A 21,619-nucleotide genomic window follows, 5' to 3' on the forward strand; every position below is an offset into this window, starting at 1 on the left:
GCGTCCATTAGCTGAAACGCCACTGGAGAATGCCTTGGAAATGTCATGACCAAGACAAGGCGTCGTCAATCCGCTTGAGTGACTGACGACGCCTGTTCGCAACGACCTTTTCTTCAGCGGTGCATGGCCGCCAGTCAATACTTAATTAAAAACCATCCCACCATCAATAATCACCGCCTGCCCCGTCATATAGTCAGAATCCGGGCCAGACAGGAATGAAACACAAGCGGCAACATCCTCTGGCTGCGAAAGTCTCTTTAACGTAATGTGCTGGGCAAATTGCTCCATTCCCCATTCAAAGCTTTGGTTGGCATTGTCCGCCACATCTTGAGCAACCTTGCGCATCATGGGCGTATTAACAATTCCAGGGCAATATGCATTCACTGTAATGCCAAGGTGGGCCAACTCTCTGGCCGCCGTCTGGGTAATGCCACGTACGGCAAACTTGGTCCCGCCATAAACCGCCAGGTCCGGATTCCCGACGTGACCTGCCTGCGAGGAAGCACTGATGATCTTGCCTCCATGCCCCAGCGTTTTGAACGCATCGACAGCCGCCTGTATACCCCATAAAACGCCCCCCACATTGATATCGAACGTTCTCCGATAGATCTCTGGCGTGATCGACTCAATCGGGGCAATCGGTGCAATGCCCGCGTTATTGATGACCACGTGCAGATCACCCAAACCATCTACCGCGTCCTTCACGGCGTTGAACACATCCTCGCGATCGGCCACATCAACTTTTATCGCCAGGGCTCTGCCACCCTCTTTATTGATTCTTTCAGCCACGTGGCTTGCGGTTTCGATATTCATGTCAGCACAGGCCACCGCGAAACCATCTGACGCCAATCGCAAAGCAATGGCCTCACCGATCCCTTGACCTGCACCTGTTACAAAAGCAACTTTTCCTTGGGATTTACTCATTTCAATTTTCCTTCTCAAACGTTACCGGGGAAGTTAGACAGCGAATACTTATTGCTCCAACACCAACGCTTCAATCTTCGATTGCTTATAAAAAATCTGCTTCAGCAGGCAGGTCAAACGCTTAGAAGCTGGCCTGGATCTTCACGCCTGCGACCAAAGCGTTATCCACTTCGTAAACACCGCCGGGATGACGGACGTACTGCATGTTCGGGCGCACGGTCAGCCAGTCGGTAACGTGTACGCCATAGTTGAGTTCAATGTCGTATTCGCTGTGTTGAACGGGGACGTATTGCGGGTTGTCGTAGTCATCGATGCCGGAGCTTTGATTGATCTGGCTCTGGCGTTTGCTCACGGCATCGTTAACCAGTAGCCGAGCGACACCCAGACCGATGTCATCCTTCGGCCGGGCATTGAGCGGTCCTTTGTAGACCATGCCGATGTTCTGGAAACTCTCGATGCTGCTGGTGGCCTTGTCGTGTACGGTCACACTGGCGAAAACGCTCAATCCGCGTGAAGCATCGCCGTGATGGGTGGTGAGTTGCTGCTGGCCCATGAGCCACGCACCCTGTTTGCTGCTGCGGGATTTGGGCGCCTGCCCGGTCAACCCTTGCGGCTGGCCATTAATATCGTCGTACACATCATTCGCACTGGCACTGCTGTGGTAGTAGCCCAAGCGGTATTCACCCGGCAATTTTTCGCCGCCCAGCATTGGTTTCCAGATCAACTCCACGGGTACCAGTGCGCCCTTGGTACCACTGCCGCTGAGCTTGAAGCCGTTGTTGGTCTCCAGGTTCGAAGGGTTTTGCTCGTACACCCCGATCTGCACGGCCCACTGTTGATCAATGTTGTATTTGGCTCGCAGCCCCCACTGGCTGACGGGACCGCTGTACCACACATCCCCGGCCACATTGCCGACGGGAGCGCTGCAGAACGACAGGCTCTGGAAGTCACAAGGAAAACTGTTGAAGTCCTCGTTGACACCCAATCGTCCAAGCTTGAAGTCCAGGGCACTGTCGAAAAACTTTTGTCTGTACCACAACTGGGTCAAGCGCCAAGTCTGACCCCGTCCCCAGACTTCCTGCACGGAACTGAGTTGACCTGTACGTGGGTCTGCAACCCGATCGTTAGAGAGATTGTTGCCGTTACGCTCGGTCACCAACAGTTGGAACTCCGCCTCATTCCAACCAAGGAGTTTTTGCAGGTCCAGGTGCGTACCGAGCGCCCATTGAGCCGTATAGCGTGCCGTTTGATCATGGTTGTAGCCACCGTGCAGATTGGTGGCTGCCTCACCGGTATAGCCGACGATGACGTCTACACCCTTTTCCAGTAACTCACTGCGTTCACCGCCCCAATCTCCCAATCCCCATCGGGACGAGGAGTCTGCTGCTGACGCAGGTACAGTGATGCATGCCAGTAGCCCAAGCCCCAACGGCAGTTGCCAATAGGTGTTCATGTCGATTGATCCTTGTTTTTATGTTTTTACGACACAGCGTTAGCCAGACCGCAGGGCAATGCCGTTGCGGTCATGAAAAAAGTGGTTCTTTGAAAAAAGGACAGTGGCGGGTTAGATGCCGGCCAGGCACAGGTACTTGATTTCGAGATAGTCCTCGAGTCCGTACTTCGATCCCTCCCGGCCGACACCGGACGCCTTGATGCCGCCGAAGGGCGCGGCTTCGGAACTGATGATTCCGGTGTTTACGCCGACAATACCGTACTCCAGGGCTTCACCGATGCGGAACGCCCTGCCCAGGTTCGCGGTATAGAAATACGCCGCCAGGCCGAACTCGGTGTCGTTGGCTTTGTCGATGACTTCGGCGTCATCGTAGAAGCGGAAGACTGGCGCGAGCGGACCGAAGGTTTCTTCTTTAGCTACCCGCGCGCTATCGGGCACATCCACGAGGATGGTCGGCTCGAAGAAGTTGCCGCCTAGGGCATGGGCGGTCCCTCCTTTGATGACTTTGGCACCCTTGGCCAGAGCATCTTCGATATGCTCGCGGACTTTGGAGACAGCCTTGCCATCAATTAGCGGACCAAGGGTAACGCCGTCAGAAAAGCCGTCGCCGATCTTCAGTGCGCCCACCGCTGAAGCAAGTTTGTCGACGAAGGTGTCGTATACCTTATCGTGGACATACAGGCGGTTAGCACAAACACAGGTTTGCCCGGCATTGCGAAATTTGGAGGCCAACGCTCCCTCTACGGCAGCATCAATATCGGCATCTTCAAAGACAATGAAGGGCGCATTACCGCCTAACTCCAGAGAGACTTTCTTGATGTCGTGAGCGCACTTTTCCATGATCTGACGGCCGATTTCAGTGGAGCCGGTAAAGGAAATTTTGCGCACAGTCGGGTTGCTGGTCAGCTCTTCTGCAATCTCTGCTGCCGCGCCGGTCACCACCGACAGGACCCCTTTTGGGATCCCCGCCTGCTCGGCCAGGTAGACCAACGCCAATGCTGAATATGGCGTTTGCGAGGCTGGCTTGATGACCATGGTGCAACCGGCCGCTAATGCAGGGCCGGCTTTGCGGGTGATCATGGCGCTGGGGAAGTTCCATGGGGTGATGGCTGCGCAAACACCCACGGGCTGTTTGATGACCAGCAGGCGCTTGTCCGAGGCACCCGGAATAATATCCCCGTATACACGCTTGGCCTCCTCCGCATACCACTCGATATAGGACGCGCCGAAGGTGATTTCGCCCAGTGCTTCGGGCAGTGGCTTACCCTGCTCCAGGGTCATGATCTGAGCCAGATCGTGCCGGTTCTCAATGATCAGGTTGTACCAGCGCCGCAGCACAGTGGCGCGATCCTTCGCCGACAGGTCACGCCAGGAAGGCAGCGCGCGTTCGGCCGCCGCAATAGCCCGACGGGTCTCGGCCTTGCCCATACGTGGAACCTGGCCAATGGAGACATTGGACGACGGATTAACGACTGTGATGGTGGCGGCGCTGTCACCAGAGATCCATTGACCATCGATATAAGATTGCTGGCGGAAAAGTTGAGGGTTATTCAGTATCACTGCATGTTCTCCAATGGGGCGTAGCTCCGGCGGAGCCGCACCTGTTCAACACTCGCCTGTGCGCCCTGCGCTGCAGGCGAATGCATCCGTGATTGCCAGTTGCGTCCGGTCGATTAATGCAGGGCGATACGCGCGTGCTTGTCCGACACACTCACGGCCCTGAACTTGAAGCCTCGGTAGTCATTGTTTTTCACCGACGCAAGCTGTTCGCTGAATGCCCCCAGTCCGCCCATGTAGAAATAAACCTTGTTGCTCTTGCCGGGTATGTTGGCACCGAAGATCCACGAGTCGGTCTTGGCGAACAGCGTTTGATCGGCAATTTCCTGGCAAATCACCCCCCATTCATGTTCGCTTTGCGGATCGGGTTCCACGCATGCCAACTCGTTTTCCTCCATGAAGCCAATCAGCTCCGATACCCACTCCACTTCCGTTTCAATGGTGGGTGGCAGGTTGGTGAAAGGACCGTTCGGGCCAAGGATCATGAACATATTGGGGAAGTTGGCGGTGGCGACCGATAGATAACTCGAAGGTCCGTCGGCCCAGTGATCGTTTATCGACACATTGTCACGCCCGCGTATATCGATGCGCTTGTAGTTGCCGTCCACGGCATCGAAGCCAGTGGCAAATACCAGTACATCCAACTCGTGCTCCACTCCATCCGCGGTGCAAATACCCTTGGCGGTGATTTCTTCGATAGGATTGGCCTTTACATCGACCAGCGACACGTTTTCCCGGTTGAAGGTGGCGTAGTAGCCGCTGTCGCACAGCGGCCGTTTCGCATAGAGGTCGCGGGGCATCAACTTGCGCGCGGTTTCCGGGTCCTTGACGATTTCGGCGATTTTTTCCCGCACGAAGTCCTGGGCGGCGATGTTCGCTTCCTCGCTGGTTGCGATGTCATTGAAGGTCTGGAACATGTAGCGGAAACCACCACCGCCGTCCCAGGCGCGCTGAAAGATGGCTTTTCGCTCGGCGGCGTCGACACTCATGGTTGGAATATCGCTTTCCTGGAAACCGAATGCCAGCCGCGAGGACCGCACTTCTTTCCAGATGGTGTCGTAGTTGCGTTTGATGTCATCCACGTATTCGCGACTGAGTGGCCCGTTACCCACCGGCACTGTGTATTGCGCGGAACGTTGGAACACACTCAAGTGGCCGACTATCGGGGCAATTGCGGTGATGACCTGGCAACCTGTCGAACCTGTGCCGATGACGCCCACACGCTTACCTTCCAGCACAGCATCAGCAGGCCAGTTGGCGGTGTGGTACATCTGGCCCTTGAATTGATCGAGGCCCTTGATCTTCGGAACATTAGTTGCTGAAAGCAGACCCAACGCCGTGACCAGATACTTGGCGCTGTACTGATGTCCGTCATCGGTGCTGAGGAGCCAGCGGCTGCTTTGCTCGTCGAACACGGCAGAGGTGATCGCAGTTTCCAGTTGGATATCGCGACGCAGGTCATGTCGATCAACTGCGTGGTTCAGGTAGGACAGGATTTGCGGCTGGGTCAGATAGCGTGTGGTGATATCCCACTCCTGGCACAGCTCGCGATCCCAGGAGAAGCAATAGACGAAGGATTCACTGTCGGACAATGCACCCGGATAGCGGTTCCAGTACCAGGTGCCACCGACGCCGCCCGCCTTATCGAAGGCGCGAACTTTCAAGCCGAGTTCATCGCGCAACTTCTTGAGCATGTAAATGCCGCCAAAGCCCGCGCCAATTACGATGGCGTCGTAGTCAATGATATCGGTGCCAACAGAACGTTTGGCCAGAACTGTAGTTGTCATTATGTTCTCCTGTTTCGATCTATTCGCCGCAGACTTCAACTAACGGCAGCGCGTTTTTGAAAGCTGCAAGCAAGCCGTATCCGCTTCCCTTGACTGAACGGCCAGGGAAGTGATCAAGAAATATTGGGTTGAGCGGGTTAGTACCTTCCCGCCCGTTCAACTAGAGCGAGAAGCCGCCATCTACGGCGATCGCCTGTCCGGTGACATGGGGCGCACAGGCCAGATAAACCGCCAATTGGCCCATGTCTTCAACCGTTTGGGCCTCGCCTTGGGGCAGGAGGCTGGACTGGTGGCGCTCCCAGGACTGCACTTCCGTCTCGCCAGGCTGAGCCCAGCGTGCAGAAAGCCCTTCATCACCACGCCACATGCCAGTGCCGACCACTCCAGGGCAAAGTGCATTGACGGTGATGCCTTCGCGGGCAACCTCTTTGGCAAAGGCATTGGTAAAGCCGATCACTGCAAATTTGGAAGCGCTGTAATGGGACAGGTCCGGGAATCCGACTTTGCCGGCGATCGAGGCGAGATTGATGATTCGCCCGAACTTATGTTCGCGCATCAATTTGAGTTCCGCCTGGCAGCACAGGAACACACCGCGCGCGTTGATGTTCATGATCCGGTCCCATTCGCTAACCGGCAATTCTTCGACCTTGCCGAGGCTGACCACGCCCGCGTTGTTGACCGCCACATCGAGGCGATCAAACGCGCTCCTGACTTGTTCGATCATGCTGGCGACGCTCTCGGGCTTACTTACATCAACTTGCAGGGCGACAGCTTGACGACCTAGGGCGCGAACCTTGGCGGCGGCCTCTTCAGCGATGCCGATGTCGTAATCAGCGAGTACCAGATCAGCGCCAGCCTGGGCCAGGCTCAGCGCTATGCCCTGACCAATACCACGCCCGGCGCCTGTCACCAGGGCAACTTTGCCTGTGAGGGAGAAGTCGATAGCTTTGGATACGCTCATTTGATGCCTCTGTTCATTATTGTTGTTGAGATGCGGCCGTCTCACGCGGCCCGCTGAGACAGTAAGAGCAAGTCGGATGCCAAGTACCGAACAAATGCCTGAAAGCCCCTGAATAGAGCGGTTTCGAATATAAAAAATGTGGCGAGGCTGGCTGCTGAGGAAAGACATAATGGCTCTTGCCCCGCCCTTAAGACTGCGAATACTGAGATGTTATGTCTCACGCAGGAGCTGCAGATCGAATCAGCTTGTAGGGGCTGCCCAACAAGCCTTTAATGAAACCCACAAAAAATAAGATCTGACCCTTCGGAGGTACCATGTCCTCTGGCTACGCAAAGACTCACGTCGACCACGTGAGTCGAGTGTTACGCACTGCCGAAAGTGCTCCGACCCTGCCGGTGCCCAACATCATCCTCGATTCGTGGCGTCGCTCGGTGCAGCACCACAAACTCGACCCTGGTTCATTGCAGGGGCCCAGAATTCTTGAGGCTCACCAGCTCCATGAGCACCGTGAGCGCGTCGACGACTTCCTGCACCTGGCAGGCGATGAGATATCTCGCCTGCACAACCGGGTACGTGACGCCGATTACTGTGTGATGCTCACCGACACGCTGGGTTGCACGGTTGACTACCGCATTGAATCGACCATACGCAGCGAATACCGCCGCGCGGGCATGGATGTGGGGACCTGTTGGTCCGAAAGCGTAGAAGGAACAACGGGCGTCTGTGCGGTCCTTATCGACAAACAGCCGGTCACCGTGCATAAACACGACCACTTCCGCGCCGCTTTTATCGGAATCACCTGCTCCGCCGCGCCGGTATTTTCACCAAACGGCGAGATCCTGGCTGTTCTGGATGCCTCTTCGATCCGCTCTCCAGATGACCGGCGCAGTCAGCACTTGATCAGGCAGATGGTCATCCAGAGCGCCACTGACATCGAGAACGCCTACTTCATGTACAGCACTCAGGATCTTTGGGTTTTACGCGCACATCCCCTGCCCGGCTACATCGACAGCCAGCCACAATGCCTGTTCGCCTGGGACCGCGATGGCGTGATTCAGGCGCTCAACCCCGCCGCCCGACGCCTCTTGTTACAGCGCCACGGCAGAATTCCCGTCAGTATTTATGAAGTATTCGGCTCGGCACGATTGCCTGCCGCCAGCGACGACAGTGTTCACTACCTGCCTTCAATTGGGCTGCACGTTCGACTCAAAGCTCCACGTAGACCGACCAGTGTGGTCGTTGAGAACAATGTCGTTTCATCAATTGACCCCAAGGTCGCTCAGGCACTGGAGCTGGCCGTGCGTGTCAAGGACCGCGGGTTGCCCGTTCTGGTCCATGGAGAGACTGGAGCTGGCAAGGAATACTTCGCCCTGCAACTGCATAGAGCCAGCAAGCGCCGCGACAAACCCTTCGTTGCGGTGAACTGTGCGGCGATACCCGAGAATCTCATTGAGAGCGAGTTGTTCGGATATGTCGCCGGTGCGTTCACCGGTGCATCCAGCAAAGGCATGCGCGGCCTGTTGCAACAAGCCGATGGTGGCACGCTGTTCCTGGATGAAATCGGCGATATGCCGCTGATGTTGCAAACTCGCTTGCTCAGAGTCCTGAGCGAGGGTGAGGTGGCGCCGTTAGGTGGCGCCCGGCCACAGTCCATCGACATCCAGGTCATTTGCGCCAGTCACCGTGATATTTCCACGCTAGTGGAAGCCGGCGGCTTTCGCGAAGACCTGTATTTTCGTTTGAGCGGAGCGCGCTTCGACATACCGCCACTGCGTGAGCGCAAAGACAAGCTCGCGCTGATCAACAGGCTGCTGGATGAGGAGTGTCAGCGCTCTGGAGACAAGCTCGAACTGAGCGAGGCGGCACTGGAAATGCTCTTGAACTACAACTGGCCAGGTAATATGCGTCAGTTGCATCACGTACTGCGCTACGCGTGTGCAGTCTGTACCAGCCACATCATCCGCGCGCAGGACTTGCCTGCCACCCTAGGCACAAGCACGCCGGTAATGGGGCAGGAAGCGGTATCGGGCAGCCCCGAACGTCAGGCATTGATTGATACCCTTGTTCGCAATCGTTGGAAACCTCTGCTGGCCGCACAAGAATTGGGAATTTCTCGTGCAACTCTCTATCGCAAAGTGAACCAGCACGGCATCAAAATGCCGGGCAAAGGCTCCTATAACTGAGCATGCACAGGCGCTACGAACGTAGCGCCTGGCCCCATCGTTTCAAGTTCAGATCAATTGCTGCAACTGCGGCACTGCCTCAAACAAGTCTGCTACCAGGCCGTAATCGGCCACCTGGAAGATCGGCGCTTCTTCGTCCTTGTTGATCGCCACGATCACTTTGGAGTCTTTCATGCCGGCCAGGTGCTGGATCGCGCCGGAGATACCGACGGCGATGTACAGCTGTGGCGCAACGATCTTGCCGGTCTGACCGACCTGCATGTCGTTCGGTACGAAACCTGCGTCGACTGCGGCGCGCGAAGCACCGACGGCAGCGCCCAGCTTGTCGGCCAGGGCGTACAGGTGTTTGAAGTTGTCACCGTTCTGCATGCCGCGACCGCCGGAAACGACGATTTTGGCAGCGGTCAGTTCCGGACGATCGGACTTGGCCAATTCTTCGCCAACGAAGCTGGAGATGCCCGCGTCGTGGGCAGCGCCAACGGATTCAACCGAAGCCGAACCACCTTCAGCGGCAACCGGGTCGAAACCGGTGGCACGCACGGTGATCACTTTCACGGAAGCGTTCGACTGGACGGTAGCGATGGCGTTACCGGCATAGATCGGACGCTTGAAGGTGTCAGCGCTTTCGACCGAGATGATCTCGGAGATCTGGTCAACGTCCAGTGCAGCGGCGACGCGCGGCAGGATGTTTTTGCCGTTGGAAGTGGCGGCAGCCAGGATGTGGCTGTAGCCCTTGCCCAACTCGGCAACCAGAGGAGCAACGTTTTCCGGCAGCTGGTGAGCGTAGGCAGCGTTATCGGCTACCAGCACTTTAGCTACGCCTGCGACTTTCGCAGCGGCTTCAGCCACGGCGCCAGCGCCCTGGCCTGCAACCAGCACGTGGATGTCGCCGCCGATTTTGGCAGCGGCAGCAACGGTGTTCAGCGTGGCCGGAGCCAGCACTTTGTTGTCGTGTTCAGCAATAACCAAGATAGTCATTTAGATTACCTTCGCTTCGTTTTTCAGTTTCTCGACCAGTTCAGCCACCGACTTGACCTTGATACCCGCGCTGCGTGCAGCAGGCGCTTCGACTTTCACGGTCTTGTTGGTGGAGGCGGTGGAAACGCCCAAAGCGTCCGGAGTCAGCACTTCGAGAGGCTTCTTCTTGGCTTTCATGATGTTTGGCAGGGACGCGTAGCGCGGCTCGTTCAAACGCAGGTCGGTGGTGACGATGGCCGGCAGTTTCAGGGAAACGGTCTGCGCGCCGCCGTCGATTTCGCGGGTGACAGCTACGCTGTCGCCGCTGATTTCAACTTTGGAAGCGAAGGTGCCCTGACCGTAACCGCTCAACGCAGCAAGCATTTGGCCAGTCTGGTTGTTGTCGCTGTCGATGGCTTGTTTGCCAAGGATCACCAGTTGAGGCTGTTCCTTGTCGACAACCGCTTTCAACAGTTTGGCAACGGCCAGGGAAGTCAGATCTTCGGCGGATTCGACGAGGATGGCGCGATCGGCACCCAGAGCCAGCGCGGTGCGCAGTTGCTCTTGAGCGGTGGACGGGCCGACGGAGACGACGACGATTTCAGTCGCAACGCGCCCTTCTTCTATAGAGAGTTCTTTCAGGCGTACGGCTTCTTCCACTGCGATTTCGCAGAACGGGTTCATCGACATCTTGACGTTGGCGAGGTCGACGCCGCTATTGTCCGCCTTGACGCGGATTTTCACGTTGTAGTCGACCACGCGCTTGATGGCTACGAGGACTTTCATGACAGACTCCAATGGTAAAAATTGCCCCGGCAGCTCAGGTGGCGTGCGAGGTCATGTATATCAGCGTTCGCCCAGTTGCTCGATGACGCCGCGTGACTTCAATTCGGCAAGGCGCTCATCGTCCAGTCCCAACTGACGCTTGAGGACTTCATCGGTATGTTCACCTAACATCGGTGCCGGGCGCAGATACTCCACCGGCGTGCCCGATAGCTTGATGGGGCTGCCCACGGTAACGAAATCGGCCTTTAGCGGATGGGGGATGTTCACCAGCATATTGCGCGCCTTCACCTGCGGCTCATCCAGTGCCTGGGCAATGCTATTGATCACACCAATTGGCACGCCTTGCGGGTGAATACGCCGCACCCACTCATCGGCGGTGGCAGCGAGAAAGTGTTGCGCAAGAATCTCGATGATTGCCTCCCGATTCGTCACTCTGTCCGCATTGCGCGCAAAGCGAGGGTCTAGAGGAAGGTCCGCCAAACCGATAGCCTCGCACAGTGCACCGAACTGGGAGTCGTTGCCGCAGGCGATCACGAAATCCTGGTCACTGGCGCGAAACACCTGATACGGCACTATGTTGGCGTGGGCGTTGCCGTAGCGACCTGGAGATTTACCGGAAGCCAGGAAGTTCTGGCTCTGGTTGCACAGCGTGGCGACTTGAACGTCAAGCAGCGCCATATCGACGTGCTGCCCCATGCCAGTCTTCTCGCGACTGAGCAATGCGGCCTGTATAGCAACTGTAGAGTAGAGCCCTGTCATCAGGTCAGAAAACGCCACGCCAACTTTCTGTGGCCCGCCACCGGGTAGGTCATCACGCTCCCCGGTGATGCTCATCAGCCCACCGATTCCCTGGATGATGAAGTCATAACCAGGCTCCGCCGCCCGTGGCCCGGTCTGCCCGAAGCCGGTCACCGAGCAATACACCAGCCGCGGATTGAGCCGGGACAAAGAGGCATAATCCAGTCCGTATTTGGCCAACGAGCCGGCTTTATAGTTTTCGATCAGCACATCGCAGGAATTAGCCAGCGCACGCACCAGTTCCTGACCTTCGGCGCTCGCCAGGTTCAGCGCCACCGACAACTTGCCACGGTTGGTCGATTGGTAATAGGAGGCTTCGTTTGTAGCCTCATCGTTCTGGCCCTTCATCCATGGTGGCCCCCAGCCACGAGTGTCGTCACCCACACCCGGTCGTTCAACCTTGATGACTTCGGCTCCCAGGTCGGCCAGGGTCTGGCCACACCAGGGACCTGCCAGCACACGGCTCAAGTCGAGCACGCGGTATCCCGTCAAAGCACCCATTTCATACCACCTTTATTTGTGGGCATTCGCCATGGCACAGCGACAGGCCGAGGGTCGCGCGTCGGCGCAGCCAAGGGCCCGGTCGGTAACGCGGATCCCCGGTCAAATTGGTCATGCGCTCCAGGATGGTCAGCAAGCGTTTGCTGCCGACACTGTCACCCCAGGCCAACGGTCCCTGCGGATAGCCCAGCCCCCGTCGAACACCTTCATCGAGGTCTTCGACATTGGCGATGCGCTGTTGGACGATATCGCCAGCCAGGTTGACGATCATTGCCAGCACGCGTTGGGCGACGAAGCCGACACTGTCGTTGATCACGCTCACGCCGACGCCATCGCGAGCGAGCAATGCATGCGCGGCATTGCGCATGTCGACTTGGGTTGCCGGGTTCAACATCAACGTGCGGTAGCGAGCGCTGTCTAGCAACGGGTCGATGCACACCGTGCGGGTCGGGTCAGTGTCAAAGTGTTCCACGGCACCGGTCGCATCCAAACCGTAGGGCGCCAGCAAGCAGAGAGCTTTGCTGGACGGTGTGGCGCCCTGCTCTACCTCCGCGCCTAACTTCTCGAGCAAAGCAGTCAGATTGGCACGATCGACCTCGTTCTCGGTACCCAACCACACGGGTGGTAGAGTCTCCACGACTGGCACTGACTGCGCCGGGGGGGCATCAACCATTTGGCCGTTGGCGTATCGGTAAAAACCACGCCCAACCTTGCGACCGACATAACCAGCCTCAAGCATCTGACGCGTCAGCGCTGCCGGGCGATATCGAGGCTCCTGGTAAAACTGGTTGTAGATAGACTCGATCACCGGATGCGAGACATCCAGGGCCGTAAGGTCGAACAACTCCAACGGTCCCATGCGAAAACCCAGTCCTTCACGCAGGATTCGGTCGATTTCGGCGGGCTCAGTCACGCCCTCCTTGAGGATTTGCAACGCCTCGGTGCTGTAGGCTCGTCCCGCGTGGTTGATGATGAAACCAGGTGTGTCCTTGGCCCGAATTCCACGATGCCCCATGCGCGATGCCAACGCCTGCAGGCGATCACCTACTTGCGGATCACTGGCCAGCCCGTCGATGACCTCAACGACTTTCATAAGTGGCACCGGGTTAAAGAAATGAAACCCGGCGACACGCTCAGGGCGCCGACATTCCCGTGCGATGCTGGTCACAGACAGCGATGAGGTATTGGTTGCAAGAATGCAATCGTCACCGACGACTGCTTCAAGTTGTGCGAGCAAGGCTTGCTTGGCATCAAGGCGCTCGATAATCGCTTCGACGACCAGGTCGACATCCTTTAGCTCGGTCATATCGGTCGCTACACGCAGGCGGTCGAGTGCGGCCTGTGCATCCGCGGCGAGGACCTTGCCCTTGCCCACCAGTTTTTTCAGGGTCTGTTCCAGGTTATCGCGAGCCGACTGGGCAGCGCCTTCGCGGTTATCAAACAGCAGGACCTCAATACCAGCCTGGGCTGCAATCTGGGCAATGCCGGTGCCCATGATGCCAGCCCCGACAATCGCCATATGGTTGATCTCGCGTGTCATGAATCACTCTCCCGAGAAGGTGGCTTTACGTTTTTCAAGGAAGGCACTGGCACCCTCTTTCTGATCCCTGGAATCGAACAGCAACTGAAACGCCTTGCGCTCCAACGCAAGCGCGCTGTCGAGGGGCAAGTCAGCACCCAGCAACATCACCTCCTTGATCTGTGCGACAGCCAGCGGCGGCAAGGCGGCTATTTCAGCAGCCAGTTCAAGTGCTCGCGGTACTGTGCGTTCGTCACTCACCACTTCGCTGACCATGCCTATGGCAAGCGCTTCGGGGGCTGGGACCAGACAGCCCGTCAGTGCGATACGCATCGCCTGGAATTTGCCGACGGCACGAATCAGGCGCTGGGTGCCACCCGCTCCCGGCATGAGGCCAAGCTTGACCTCCGGTTGACCGAAACGCGCCGATTGTCCGGCAACGATGATGTCGCAGTGCATCGCCAATTCGCAGCCGCCTCCCAGGGCGAAACCATTCACCGCTGCGATCACAGGTTTAGGGCAACGAGCGATGGCCTCCCACAAGTACTCCGTGTGGCGGCGATACATCTCGATAGGGCTGGCCTCGGCGAACTCGCGGATGTCGGCCCCGGCGACAAAGCACTGTTCACCACCGGTGAGGACGATCGCGCGCACCTGCTCATTGCTGGTCAAAGAGCGAAAGATTGCTGCCAGCTGTTCGCGCACTGCGCTGTTGAGCGCGTTCCTGGCCTCGGGCCGCTGGATCTGTACGACAGCGACGGCATTATCGCGAATGTGCAAATCCACTACAGCGTTGAGTCGGGAGTCCATAGCTACCTCTTATTTGTATTTCGCTATACGAAACTGAGTACCGTAATTACGATCAATCATAGATACGCTTCTAAATCGCTGTAAACAGGAAAACCAATAAATCTGCTTTAGTCCTTTGTTTACAGGTGTTTAAGCCTGAAAAATAAATAGATTGGTTTTTTTAAAGGCAGCAAATATAATTTCGTCTAGCGAAACTATATTTTATTTTCTTGCATTTCTTGAAAGCGAGGTTCTACCATGGGTCGCAACAAGGCAGATCACCAGGCCGTGGGCCAGTCGAAAGGAACAGATGAAATCGGCTTGTTGAAGATGGGCATGCTCGATCCCGCCAGCGCGCTGAGCGAAGACGAAAGCGGTGGCCAGTTCGTAACGGCGTTAGCTCGCGGGCTTGAATTGATGAGGTGTTTCACCCCGCGCGAAAACGTACTCGGCAATCAGGACCTGGCGCGAATGACCGGACTGCCCAAACCGACCGTAACGCGTCTGACCAATACGTTGATGCGGTTGGGCTGCCTCAAACGTGAAGTGCATTCAGGCAAGTATCAGTTGGACGTGGGTGTATTGGGTTTCGGTTACGCCATGTTGTCGAATCTGGCGATCCGCACGGTGGCTCATCCCTTGATGGAAGAGTTGGCCAATCACGCTCAGGCCGCCGTCGCCATGGCCGCCCGCGATCGACTGCAGATGGTGTACCTGGATGTAGTCCAGGGCCAGGGCAACATGACCATGCGTCGTCAGATCGGCAGTTATTTGCCCCTGGCACAGAGTTCGGTGGGTCGCGCCTGCCTTGCTGCAATGCCGGAAACCGAGCGGGAATTTCTGCTCGATCACATTCGCCAGCGCGAATCGGAGCAGTGGCCAGCCATTCGTAAGGGGCTGGACAAAGCGTTCAGGGATTTCGCCGACTACGGCTTCTGCCTGTCGATCGGTGAGTGGCACCGTGACGTCAACTCCGTTGCAGTGCCATTGCTACACCCGCAGTACGGGTTACTGACCTTCAACTGCGGTGGACCGAGCTTTCAGCTTCCCCGTGAACAGCTCATGGACGATATCGGGCCTCGCCTGATCAACATGGTCAATAACATTGGCGCCGCTGCTCGCTGACGCAACGGAGTAACGGCGCTCTAACAAAACGGCTCGCTTGCGAGCCTCAGGAGCGCACATGATCCGTGATACCGAAACCCTGCAGATTCTGTTGGATTCCCTTCGTCAGTTCGTCAGCGAAGTGCTGATTCCCCGGGAAAATGAGGTAGCTGACACCGACGCAATCCCCCAGGACATCGTCGAGCAGATGCGGGAAATGGGCCTGTTTGGCCTGACGCTTCCGGAAGAGTTTGGTGGCTTGGGTGTCACGATGGAGGAAGAGGTCAATATTGCCTTCGAACTGGGTCGCACTTCACCGGCGTTTCGCTCCTACATCGGAACCAATAACGGTATCGGCTCAATCGGTATCCTCCTGGATGGCACTAACGAGCAGAAGCATCACTACCTGCCAAAACTGGCCAGCGGCGAGTTGCTCAGCTCCTTCTGCCTGACTGAGCCAGATGCGGGCTCGGACGCCGCTTCACTGAAAACCACCGCGGTGCGTGAAGGCGACAGCTACATTCTCAATGGCACCAAGCGCTTTATCACCAATGCCCCGCACGCCGGAATCTATACGGTGATGGCTCGAACCAATCCTGAGATCAAAGGCGCCGCCGGCATTAGCGCGTTTATTGTCGAGCGCGGCACACCCGGTGTTTCCCTAGGCAAGCCTGACCACAAAATGGGTCACAAGGGGGCACACACCTGCGACGTCATATTCGAAAATGCACGTGTCCCCGCCAGCCAACTCATTGGAGGTGTCGAAGGCGTAGGCTTCAAGACCGCCATGAAAGTGCTCGACAAGGGGCGCCTGCATATTGCAGCCCTGAGTATTGGTGCTGCTGAGCGAATGCTCGACGATGCCTTGCGCTACGCAATGGAGCGCAAACAGTTCGGCAAACCGATCGCCGAGTTTCAACTGATCCAGGCCATGCTCGCTGACAGCAAGGCTGAAATCTATGCGAGTCGTTGCATGGTGCTGGACGCTGCACGCAAGCGTGACGATGGACGTAACGTCAGCACTGAAGCCTCCTGCGCCAAGATGTTCTCCACTGAAATGTGCGGTCGTGTCGCCGACCGCTGCGTGCAGATTCATGGTGGCGCCGGCTATGTGAGCGAATACGCCATCGAGCGCTTCTATCGGGATGTTCGTCTATTCCGCATTTACGAAGGCACGACCCAGATCCAGCAAATCGTTATCGCGCGCAACATGATTCGCGACGCTCAAAGCTGAGGTCACGGGCTTTCAATTTCCGGTTCAAGTGCCCTCCTCCAATAAATACAAAAAGGTATCACCATGGACGCTGCAGCTCAGGCGAGCGTGACTTCGCACGCCAAAACCAGTACCTGGGTGCTGGTATTCATCTTCTGTTTTCTTGGATTGCTGATCGACGGTGCCGATCTGATGCTGCTTTCCTACAGCCTCAGCAGCCTGAAGGCCGAGTTCGGCCTGAGCAACGTTGAGGCCGGCAGTCTGGGAAGTTTCACCTTGGCCGGGATGGCCATTGGTGGCATCTACGGTGGCTGGGCCTGCGATCGTTTCGGTCGGGTGAAAACGGTGGTCTGGAGTATCACGCTGTTTTCCGTAGGCACGGCGGTACTGGGCCTAACGCATAGTTATTGGCAATTCGCGATCACCCGTTTCGTGGCCTCCCTGGGGATCGGGGCACTGTATGTGGCTTGCAATACGCTGATGTCGGAATACGTGCCCACCCGCTACCGCACAACTGTACTCGGCACGCTACAGGCAGGGTGGTCGGTGGGGTATATCGTTGCGACGCTGCTGGCGGGCTGGATACTGCCGAGCCACGGTTGGCGCTGGCTCTTCTACATCGCGATTATCCCGGTGATACTGGCTGTGGTGATGCAGCATTTCGTGCCTGAGCCACAGGCCTGGATCAACGCTCAGACGGAGCGCGCCAGGAACAAACTCACCGGTACCCAAAGCCTGCTCTCCAAAAAGCGCGAAAGCATGTACAAGCTGATTTTCAGTGATCCAAAAGCTAGCAGGATGTTTATTTTCTGGGCTCTGACGGCCGGCTTTTTGCAGTTCGGCTACTACGGTGTGAACAACTGGATGCCGACGTACCTAGAGAGCGAACTGGGCTTGAATCTCAAATCCATGACGGGTTATATGGTCGGCACCTACACCGCCATGATCCTCGGCAAAGTTCTAGCTGGCCTGGCCGCTGATCGTATCGGACGTCGTACTGTATTTGCTTTTGGTGCCCTGGGGACTGCGGTATTCCTGCCGGTGATCGTGCTCTTCCAAAGCCCGGAAAACATCTTGTGGATGCTGGTGGTGTTCGGCTTTTTGTACGGCATTCCTTACGGAGTGAATGCCACGTACATGACCGAAAGCTTCGAGGCCAAGTTTCGAGGGTCCGCCGTCGGCGGTGCGTACAATATCGGGCGCCTGGGCGCAGCGATTGCGCCGGCTGCAATTGGGTTCCTCGCCTCCCACGGTTCAATCGGCGTGGGTTTCCTGGTCATGGGCGCGGCCTACTTCATCTGTGGCGTGATTCCGGCGCTGTTTATCAGGGACAAGCAGTTTGACCCGCAAAAGCAGTAACGCTTTGTAATCCCAGCAGGATTGCCGATGCTTGGCATCGGAGGGATAAAAAAACCGGCGCATTACGCGCCGGTTTCAAACTTAGAAAGGGTACGGCTGGTTGGAAGGTTCAACCGTGACCCACTTGACCTCGGTAAACTCTTCAATGACTGCACTGCCGTCGAAGCGTCCGTAGCCGCTTTTCTTCATTCCGCCGTAAGGGGCCTGCGGTTCGTTTTGCACGGTGGCGCCATTGATGTGTACACAGCCAGCATCCAGTCGGCCCGCTAACTCCAATGCCCGTGTCACATCGCGACTGAAGATTGAAGAGGAAAGTCCGTAGGCGGTGTCGTTGGCGACCTCGAGCGCTTGCTCGGCACCCTTCACCCGTACGATCGTTGTAACGGGACCAAAGGTCTCTTCGTCGTAAATCGACATCTCACGGGTAACCCGATCGACCAGCGTCGGGCCCATCAAAGCATTTTCGGCCAGGCCGCCAGCCACGATGACAGCGCCCTTGCCGATGGCGTCGTCGAGTAAATGATTGATCCGTTGTACCGAGCCTTGGCCGATCATCGGGCCTATCACGCAACTTGGCGACGTCGATGGAACGCCCGTTTCCAGCGACTTTACGCGTTCTGCAAAACGAGAAACGAATTGCTCGGCAACCGCTTCATCGACCACGAAACGCTCGGTCGACATGCAGATTTGACCCTGATAAAGGAAGGCTCCGAAAACGGCCGCGTTGACTGCTCCGTCGATATCCGCATCGTCCAGAACAACAAAAGGTGCTTTACCACCCAGTTCCAGGAGGCAGCGCTTGAGATGACTGGCGCACGTCTGGGCGATCATGCGGCCAACCTTGGTCGAACCGGTGAAATTCACTCGACGCACAACGTCATGAGCGACCAGTGCTTCAGTCACCGCAGACGCGTCTTCTGGCGCGCTGATCAGAAAGTTCAATACCCCCGCCGGCAAACCGGCATCGTAAAAGGCTTCGGCCAGCAACGCATGCGTACGTGGGCTGCTTTCAGAACCCTTGAAGATCACCGTATTGCCACACGCCAGTGGGTAGGCAATAGCCCGTGCGCCAAGAATGACCGGCCCGTTCCAAGGCACGATACTCAGTATGGCGCCCACCGGTTGGCGCAACGTCATCGACAGTGCGCCGGGCTTGTCGGTAGGTATGGTTTCGCCTTTGATTTGTGTGGTCAGGGCTGCAGCTTCACGCAGCAGGTTGGCCGATGCTCCCACGTTGAATTGTGCCCAGAGTTGCGAAGCGCCAATCTCCTCGGCCATGACCGAGCAGAACTGCGCCATTTTCGATTCCAGGGCATCGGCTGCCGCTAGCAGTATGCGGCGGCGTTCGGTTGGCCCGGTTTTTGACCATGTTTGAAAAGCGCGCTGGGAAGACTCGGCAGCACGGATGGCGTCCTCGACGCTGCAGGCTGCACCTACACTCACGGTCGCGGCACTGAGCGGATCGATGCGCTGGAAAGTCTTGCCATTGGAGGCGTCGAGCTTTTGATTGTCTATTACGATTTGAACGGTCATTGCTGGTTCCTTGGCAGATCGAAAAAGTTAGACCGAAGCAGGGACTGGCATACGGAGAATCGGTTTGATGGTGATACCGCGCTCGCTATCGGCCATCGCCTGGTTCACCTCATCGAACTCATAAAACTTGCATAGCTTGTCGAAGGGGAATCGGCCCTGCAGGAACAGATCAACCAGCTTCGGAATAAAGGCATTGGCAACGACATCGCCTTGCACGATGCCCATGATGCGTTTGCCGGGAATCATCACGTCGTTGATATTGAAGGCGACCTCGGTACCCATTTGGGTAGCGCCGACAATGCCACAGGTGCCAAGCGTGGTGACCGAGTCGATCGCCTGGCGCAACACCTCGGAGCGACCAGAGCATTCAAGGCTATAATTGACACCGCCCTGGGTGATGGCCTGAATGCGTTGAACCGGATCTTCTTCGCGACTATTGATGACATGGGTCGCTCCCAGTTCGAGAGCCAGTTCCAGCCGACTCGGAGTGACGTCCACAGCAATGATGGTCGTGGCGCCAGCGACCTTCGCCGCCATTACCGCCGCCAGCCCGACCGCGCCTGCACCAAAGGCGGCGAAGCTCGATCCTGCATCAACCCTGAGTGCATTGAGCACTGATCCTGCGCCCGTCTGAATACCACAACCCAGCGGCCCCAAGAGTTCCAGTGGTGCCTGCTTTGGGACTTTGACGACGTTGCGCTCATTGGCGATCGTGTAAGTGGAAAACGAGGATTGGCCAAAGAAATGGTCGTGGATGGCATGGTCGCTGCCACATGCGCAAGCGGAGGTGGTGCCATCTAGTCGGCCACCACCAAAGTTCAACGGGTGCATGTGTGTGCAGTGCGCCGGGTGGCCTGTTTCGCAAGGCAGGCAAAGACCGCAGGACATGTACGTCATGACCACGTGATCGCCCGGTTGTACCGTCGTCACGGCAGAACCGACTGCATCGACGACACCGGCACCTTCATGACCGAGAATAATGGGCAGAGGAGTGGGAAACAGCTGATCACGCACCACCATGTCAGTGTGGCAAACACCTGTAGCGACCACACGCACGCGCACTTCGGTTGGCCGAGGAGCCTCGAGCAAGACATCCTCAATTTGCAAAGGGGCTCCCGAGGTGCGCAATACTGCGGCACGGATGTTCATCGATTGTGCATCAGTCCGGGACATCGTTGTCTCCTTGAAGTGGTTCGTCGACGTCGAGTGAACGTCGGTTGGTCAAGCAGACTGCAACGCACGCGGGCGTTGGCTGCGATGGGTTGCTTGTTCGCTGGCAGCCGGACGCAGGCTGAAATTGAAAGTCATCTCGGCGAAGCGCCCTGCCACTCCCATGGCGGCAGCTCGTTCCTCGTCTTCCACAAAGCGAACTTCACCGATCAATCCGTCACGCGTCGCATAGGCGAAGTCGTCCCACAGGTACTTGTCATTCGACAGATTGATCTGGGTGGTCAGATGTTCATGCCCAGGGGCAGAAATGAAGAAATGGATATGCGCGGGTCGCTGACCGTGGCGGCCCAAGTGATCGAGGCATTCCTGAGTCGGGCCGGCTGGATCGCAACCGTAGCCCGAAGGCACGATGCTGCGAGCCCGGTAGCATCCATTGGCGTCCGTGAGAATCCGGCGACGCAAGTTGAATTCAGATTGGCTTTTGTCGAAGTAGGAGTAGTTGCCTTGGGTGTTGGCTTGCCACAAATCCACGGTGGCCCCAGCGATCGGCTGACCGTTCAGGTCGGTTACACGCCCTTCCAGAAACATCACCGTTGCTGTGCCATCCTCGGTCCCATCATCCATTCGAGTTTGGTACTCACACAGTGGTGCACCGGCGACGTACAACGGGCCTTCAATTGTCCGTGGGGTGCCACCGGTTCGACCCGCTTCAGCGTCCCTGGCATCCGCCAGCAGATCAAGGAAGTGTTCGATGCCAAGCCCGGCGACCAGCAAACCTGCTTCGTTTCTGGCGCCCAGGCGGTTTACGTAGTCCACCGCGCCCCAGAATTCATCGTCGCTGATCTGCAGATCTTCGATCACTCGGGCGACTTCCTGCAGCAACCGCAAGACAATCTGCTTATGGCGCGGATCGCCTGCATTGTTGTCCAGCCCAGAGGCTTCTCGGAAGAATTGCTGCAATTGCGGCAGTTGAGAAATTTTCACTGTCATTTCGATTCACCTGATCTTATTGGTATCCACCCACG

17 protein-coding genes are annotated in these 21,619 nt (G+C 57.1%); 4 read left to right on the top strand and 13 right to left on the bottom strand.

What is annotated here, in order from left to right; all coding sequences use genetic code 11:
- Nucleotides 1-141 precede the first annotated feature (141 nt).
- The 5 genes from ACVWYU_RS03930 to ACVWYU_RS03950 form a co-directional block, all read right to left on the bottom strand.
- Complete coding sequence (locus ACVWYU_RS03930) at nucleotides 142-924, bottom strand: (S)-acetoin forming diacetyl reductase (RefSeq protein WP_457371959.1); 783 nt, start codon at nucleotides 922-924, stop codon at nucleotides 142-144.
- Between the two features lie 121 nt (nucleotides 925-1,045).
- On the bottom strand, nucleotides 1,046-2,377 hold the full coding sequence (locus tag ACVWYU_RS03935) for a carbohydrate porin (RefSeq protein ID WP_457371960.1): 1,332 nt from the start codon (nucleotides 2,375-2,377) through the stop codon (nucleotides 1,046-1,048).
- A gap of 111 nt (nucleotides 2,378-2,488) precedes the next feature.
- On the bottom strand, nucleotides 2,489-3,937 hold the full coding sequence (gene gabD / locus ACVWYU_RS03940) for an NADP-dependent succinate-semialdehyde dehydrogenase (protein WP_457371961.1): 1,449 nt from the start codon (nucleotides 3,935-3,937) through the stop codon (nucleotides 2,489-2,491).
- 113 nt (nucleotides 3,938-4,050) lie between these two features.
- The gene (locus tag ACVWYU_RS03945; RefSeq protein ID WP_457371962.1) at nucleotides 4,051-5,721 is read right to left on the bottom strand and encodes a flavin-containing monooxygenase; all 1,671 of its coding nucleotides are present in this window, start codon (nucleotides 5,719-5,721) and stop codon (nucleotides 4,051-4,053) included.
- Nucleotides 5,722-5,881: 160 nt separating this feature from the next.
- A complete protein-coding gene (locus ACVWYU_RS03950; RefSeq protein WP_457372262.1) occupies nucleotides 5,882-6,682 on the bottom strand; it encodes an SDR family NAD(P)-dependent oxidoreductase in 801 nt (266 codons plus the stop codon).
- Nucleotides 6,683-6,996: 314 nt separating this feature from the next.
- Here ACVWYU_RS03950 and ACVWYU_RS03955 point away from each other — a divergent pair, with 314 nt between their 5' ends.
- Complete coding sequence (locus tag ACVWYU_RS03955) at nucleotides 6,997-8,865, top strand: sigma-54-dependent Fis family transcriptional regulator (protein ID WP_457371963.1); 1,869 nt, start codon at nucleotides 6,997-6,999, stop codon at nucleotides 8,863-8,865.
- A gap of 48 nt (nucleotides 8,866-8,913) precedes the next feature.
- Here the strand turns inward: ACVWYU_RS03955 and ACVWYU_RS03960 are convergent, their stop codons facing one another.
- Genes ACVWYU_RS03960 through ACVWYU_RS03980 form a run of 5 tightly spaced genes read right to left on the bottom strand, consistent with a single transcriptional unit; the run spans nucleotide 8,914 to nucleotide 14,236 of the window.
- Nucleotides 8,914-9,843: an electron transfer flavoprotein subunit alpha/FixB family protein gene (locus ACVWYU_RS03960; RefSeq protein ID WP_457371964.1), complete on the bottom strand. Its 930-nt coding sequence runs from the start codon at nucleotides 9,841-9,843 to the stop codon at nucleotides 8,914-8,916.
- Nucleotides 9,844-10,608 carry an electron transfer flavoprotein subunit beta/FixA family protein gene (locus ACVWYU_RS03965; protein ID WP_457371965.1) on the bottom strand — a complete coding sequence of 255 codons (765 nt, stop codon included), beginning with the start codon at nucleotides 10,606-10,608 and terminating at the stop codon, nucleotides 9,844-9,846.
- A gap of 60 nt (nucleotides 10,609-10,668) precedes the next feature.
- Complete coding sequence (locus ACVWYU_RS03970) at nucleotides 10,669-11,907, bottom strand: CaiB/BaiF CoA transferase family protein (protein WP_457371966.1); 1,239 nt, start codon at nucleotides 11,905-11,907, stop codon at nucleotides 10,669-10,671.
- A gap of 1 nt (nucleotide 11,908) precedes the next feature.
- Complete coding sequence (locus ACVWYU_RS03975; protein ID WP_457371967.1) at nucleotides 11,909-13,447, bottom strand: 3-hydroxyacyl-CoA dehydrogenase; 1,539 nt, start codon at nucleotides 13,445-13,447, stop codon at nucleotides 11,909-11,911.
- A gap of 3 nt (nucleotides 13,448-13,450) precedes the next feature.
- The gene (locus ACVWYU_RS03980) at nucleotides 13,451-14,236 is read right to left on the bottom strand and encodes an enoyl-CoA hydratase (RefSeq protein ID WP_457371968.1); all 786 of its coding nucleotides are present in this window, start codon (nucleotides 14,234-14,236) and stop codon (nucleotides 13,451-13,453) included.
- Between the two features lie 237 nt (nucleotides 14,237-14,473).
- Here ACVWYU_RS03980 and ACVWYU_RS03985 point away from each other — a divergent pair, with 237 nt between their 5' ends.
- From ACVWYU_RS03985 to ACVWYU_RS03995, 3 genes are all read left to right on the top strand, one after another.
- Nucleotides 14,474-15,340 (top strand): IclR family transcriptional regulator, encoded by an 867-nt coding sequence (locus tag ACVWYU_RS03985; protein WP_457371969.1) that lies wholly within the window; start codon nucleotides 14,474-14,476, stop codon nucleotides 15,338-15,340.
- Between the two features lie 58 nt (nucleotides 15,341-15,398).
- Complete coding sequence (locus tag ACVWYU_RS03990; protein WP_457371970.1) at nucleotides 15,399-16,553, top strand: acyl-CoA dehydrogenase family protein; 1,155 nt, start codon at nucleotides 15,399-15,401, stop codon at nucleotides 16,551-16,553.
- Between the two features lie 63 nt (nucleotides 16,554-16,616).
- Nucleotides 16,617-17,891, top strand: coding sequence for an MFS transporter (locus tag ACVWYU_RS03995; protein WP_457371971.1), 1,275 nt, complete (start codon nucleotides 16,617-16,619; stop codon nucleotides 17,889-17,891).
- An 81-nt stretch (nucleotides 17,892-17,972) separates the two neighbouring features.
- Here ACVWYU_RS03995 and ACVWYU_RS04000 read toward each other — a convergent pair whose 3' ends face one another.
- The 3 genes from ACVWYU_RS04000 to catA are packed head-to-tail and all read right to left on the bottom strand — an operon-like array spanning nucleotide 17,973 to nucleotide 21,584.
- Nucleotides 17,973-19,424 carry an aldehyde dehydrogenase gene (locus tag ACVWYU_RS04000; protein ID WP_457371972.1) on the bottom strand — a complete coding sequence of 484 codons (1,452 nt, stop codon included), beginning with the start codon at nucleotides 19,422-19,424 and terminating at the stop codon, nucleotides 17,973-17,975.
- 27 nt (nucleotides 19,425-19,451) lie between these two features.
- Nucleotides 19,452-20,597: an NAD(P)-dependent alcohol dehydrogenase gene (locus ACVWYU_RS04005; RefSeq protein ID WP_457371973.1), complete on the bottom strand. Its 1,146-nt coding sequence runs from the start codon at nucleotides 20,595-20,597 to the stop codon at nucleotides 19,452-19,454.
- 48 nt (nucleotides 20,598-20,645) lie between these two features.
- On the bottom strand, nucleotides 20,646-21,584 hold the full coding sequence (gene catA / locus ACVWYU_RS04010; RefSeq protein WP_457371974.1) for a catechol 1,2-dioxygenase: 939 nt from the start codon (nucleotides 21,582-21,584) through the stop codon (nucleotides 20,646-20,648).
- Nucleotides 21,585-21,619 lie beyond the last annotated feature (35 nt).

The sequence above is a fragment of the Pseudomonas sp. TE12234 genome, from assembly GCF_054061835.1.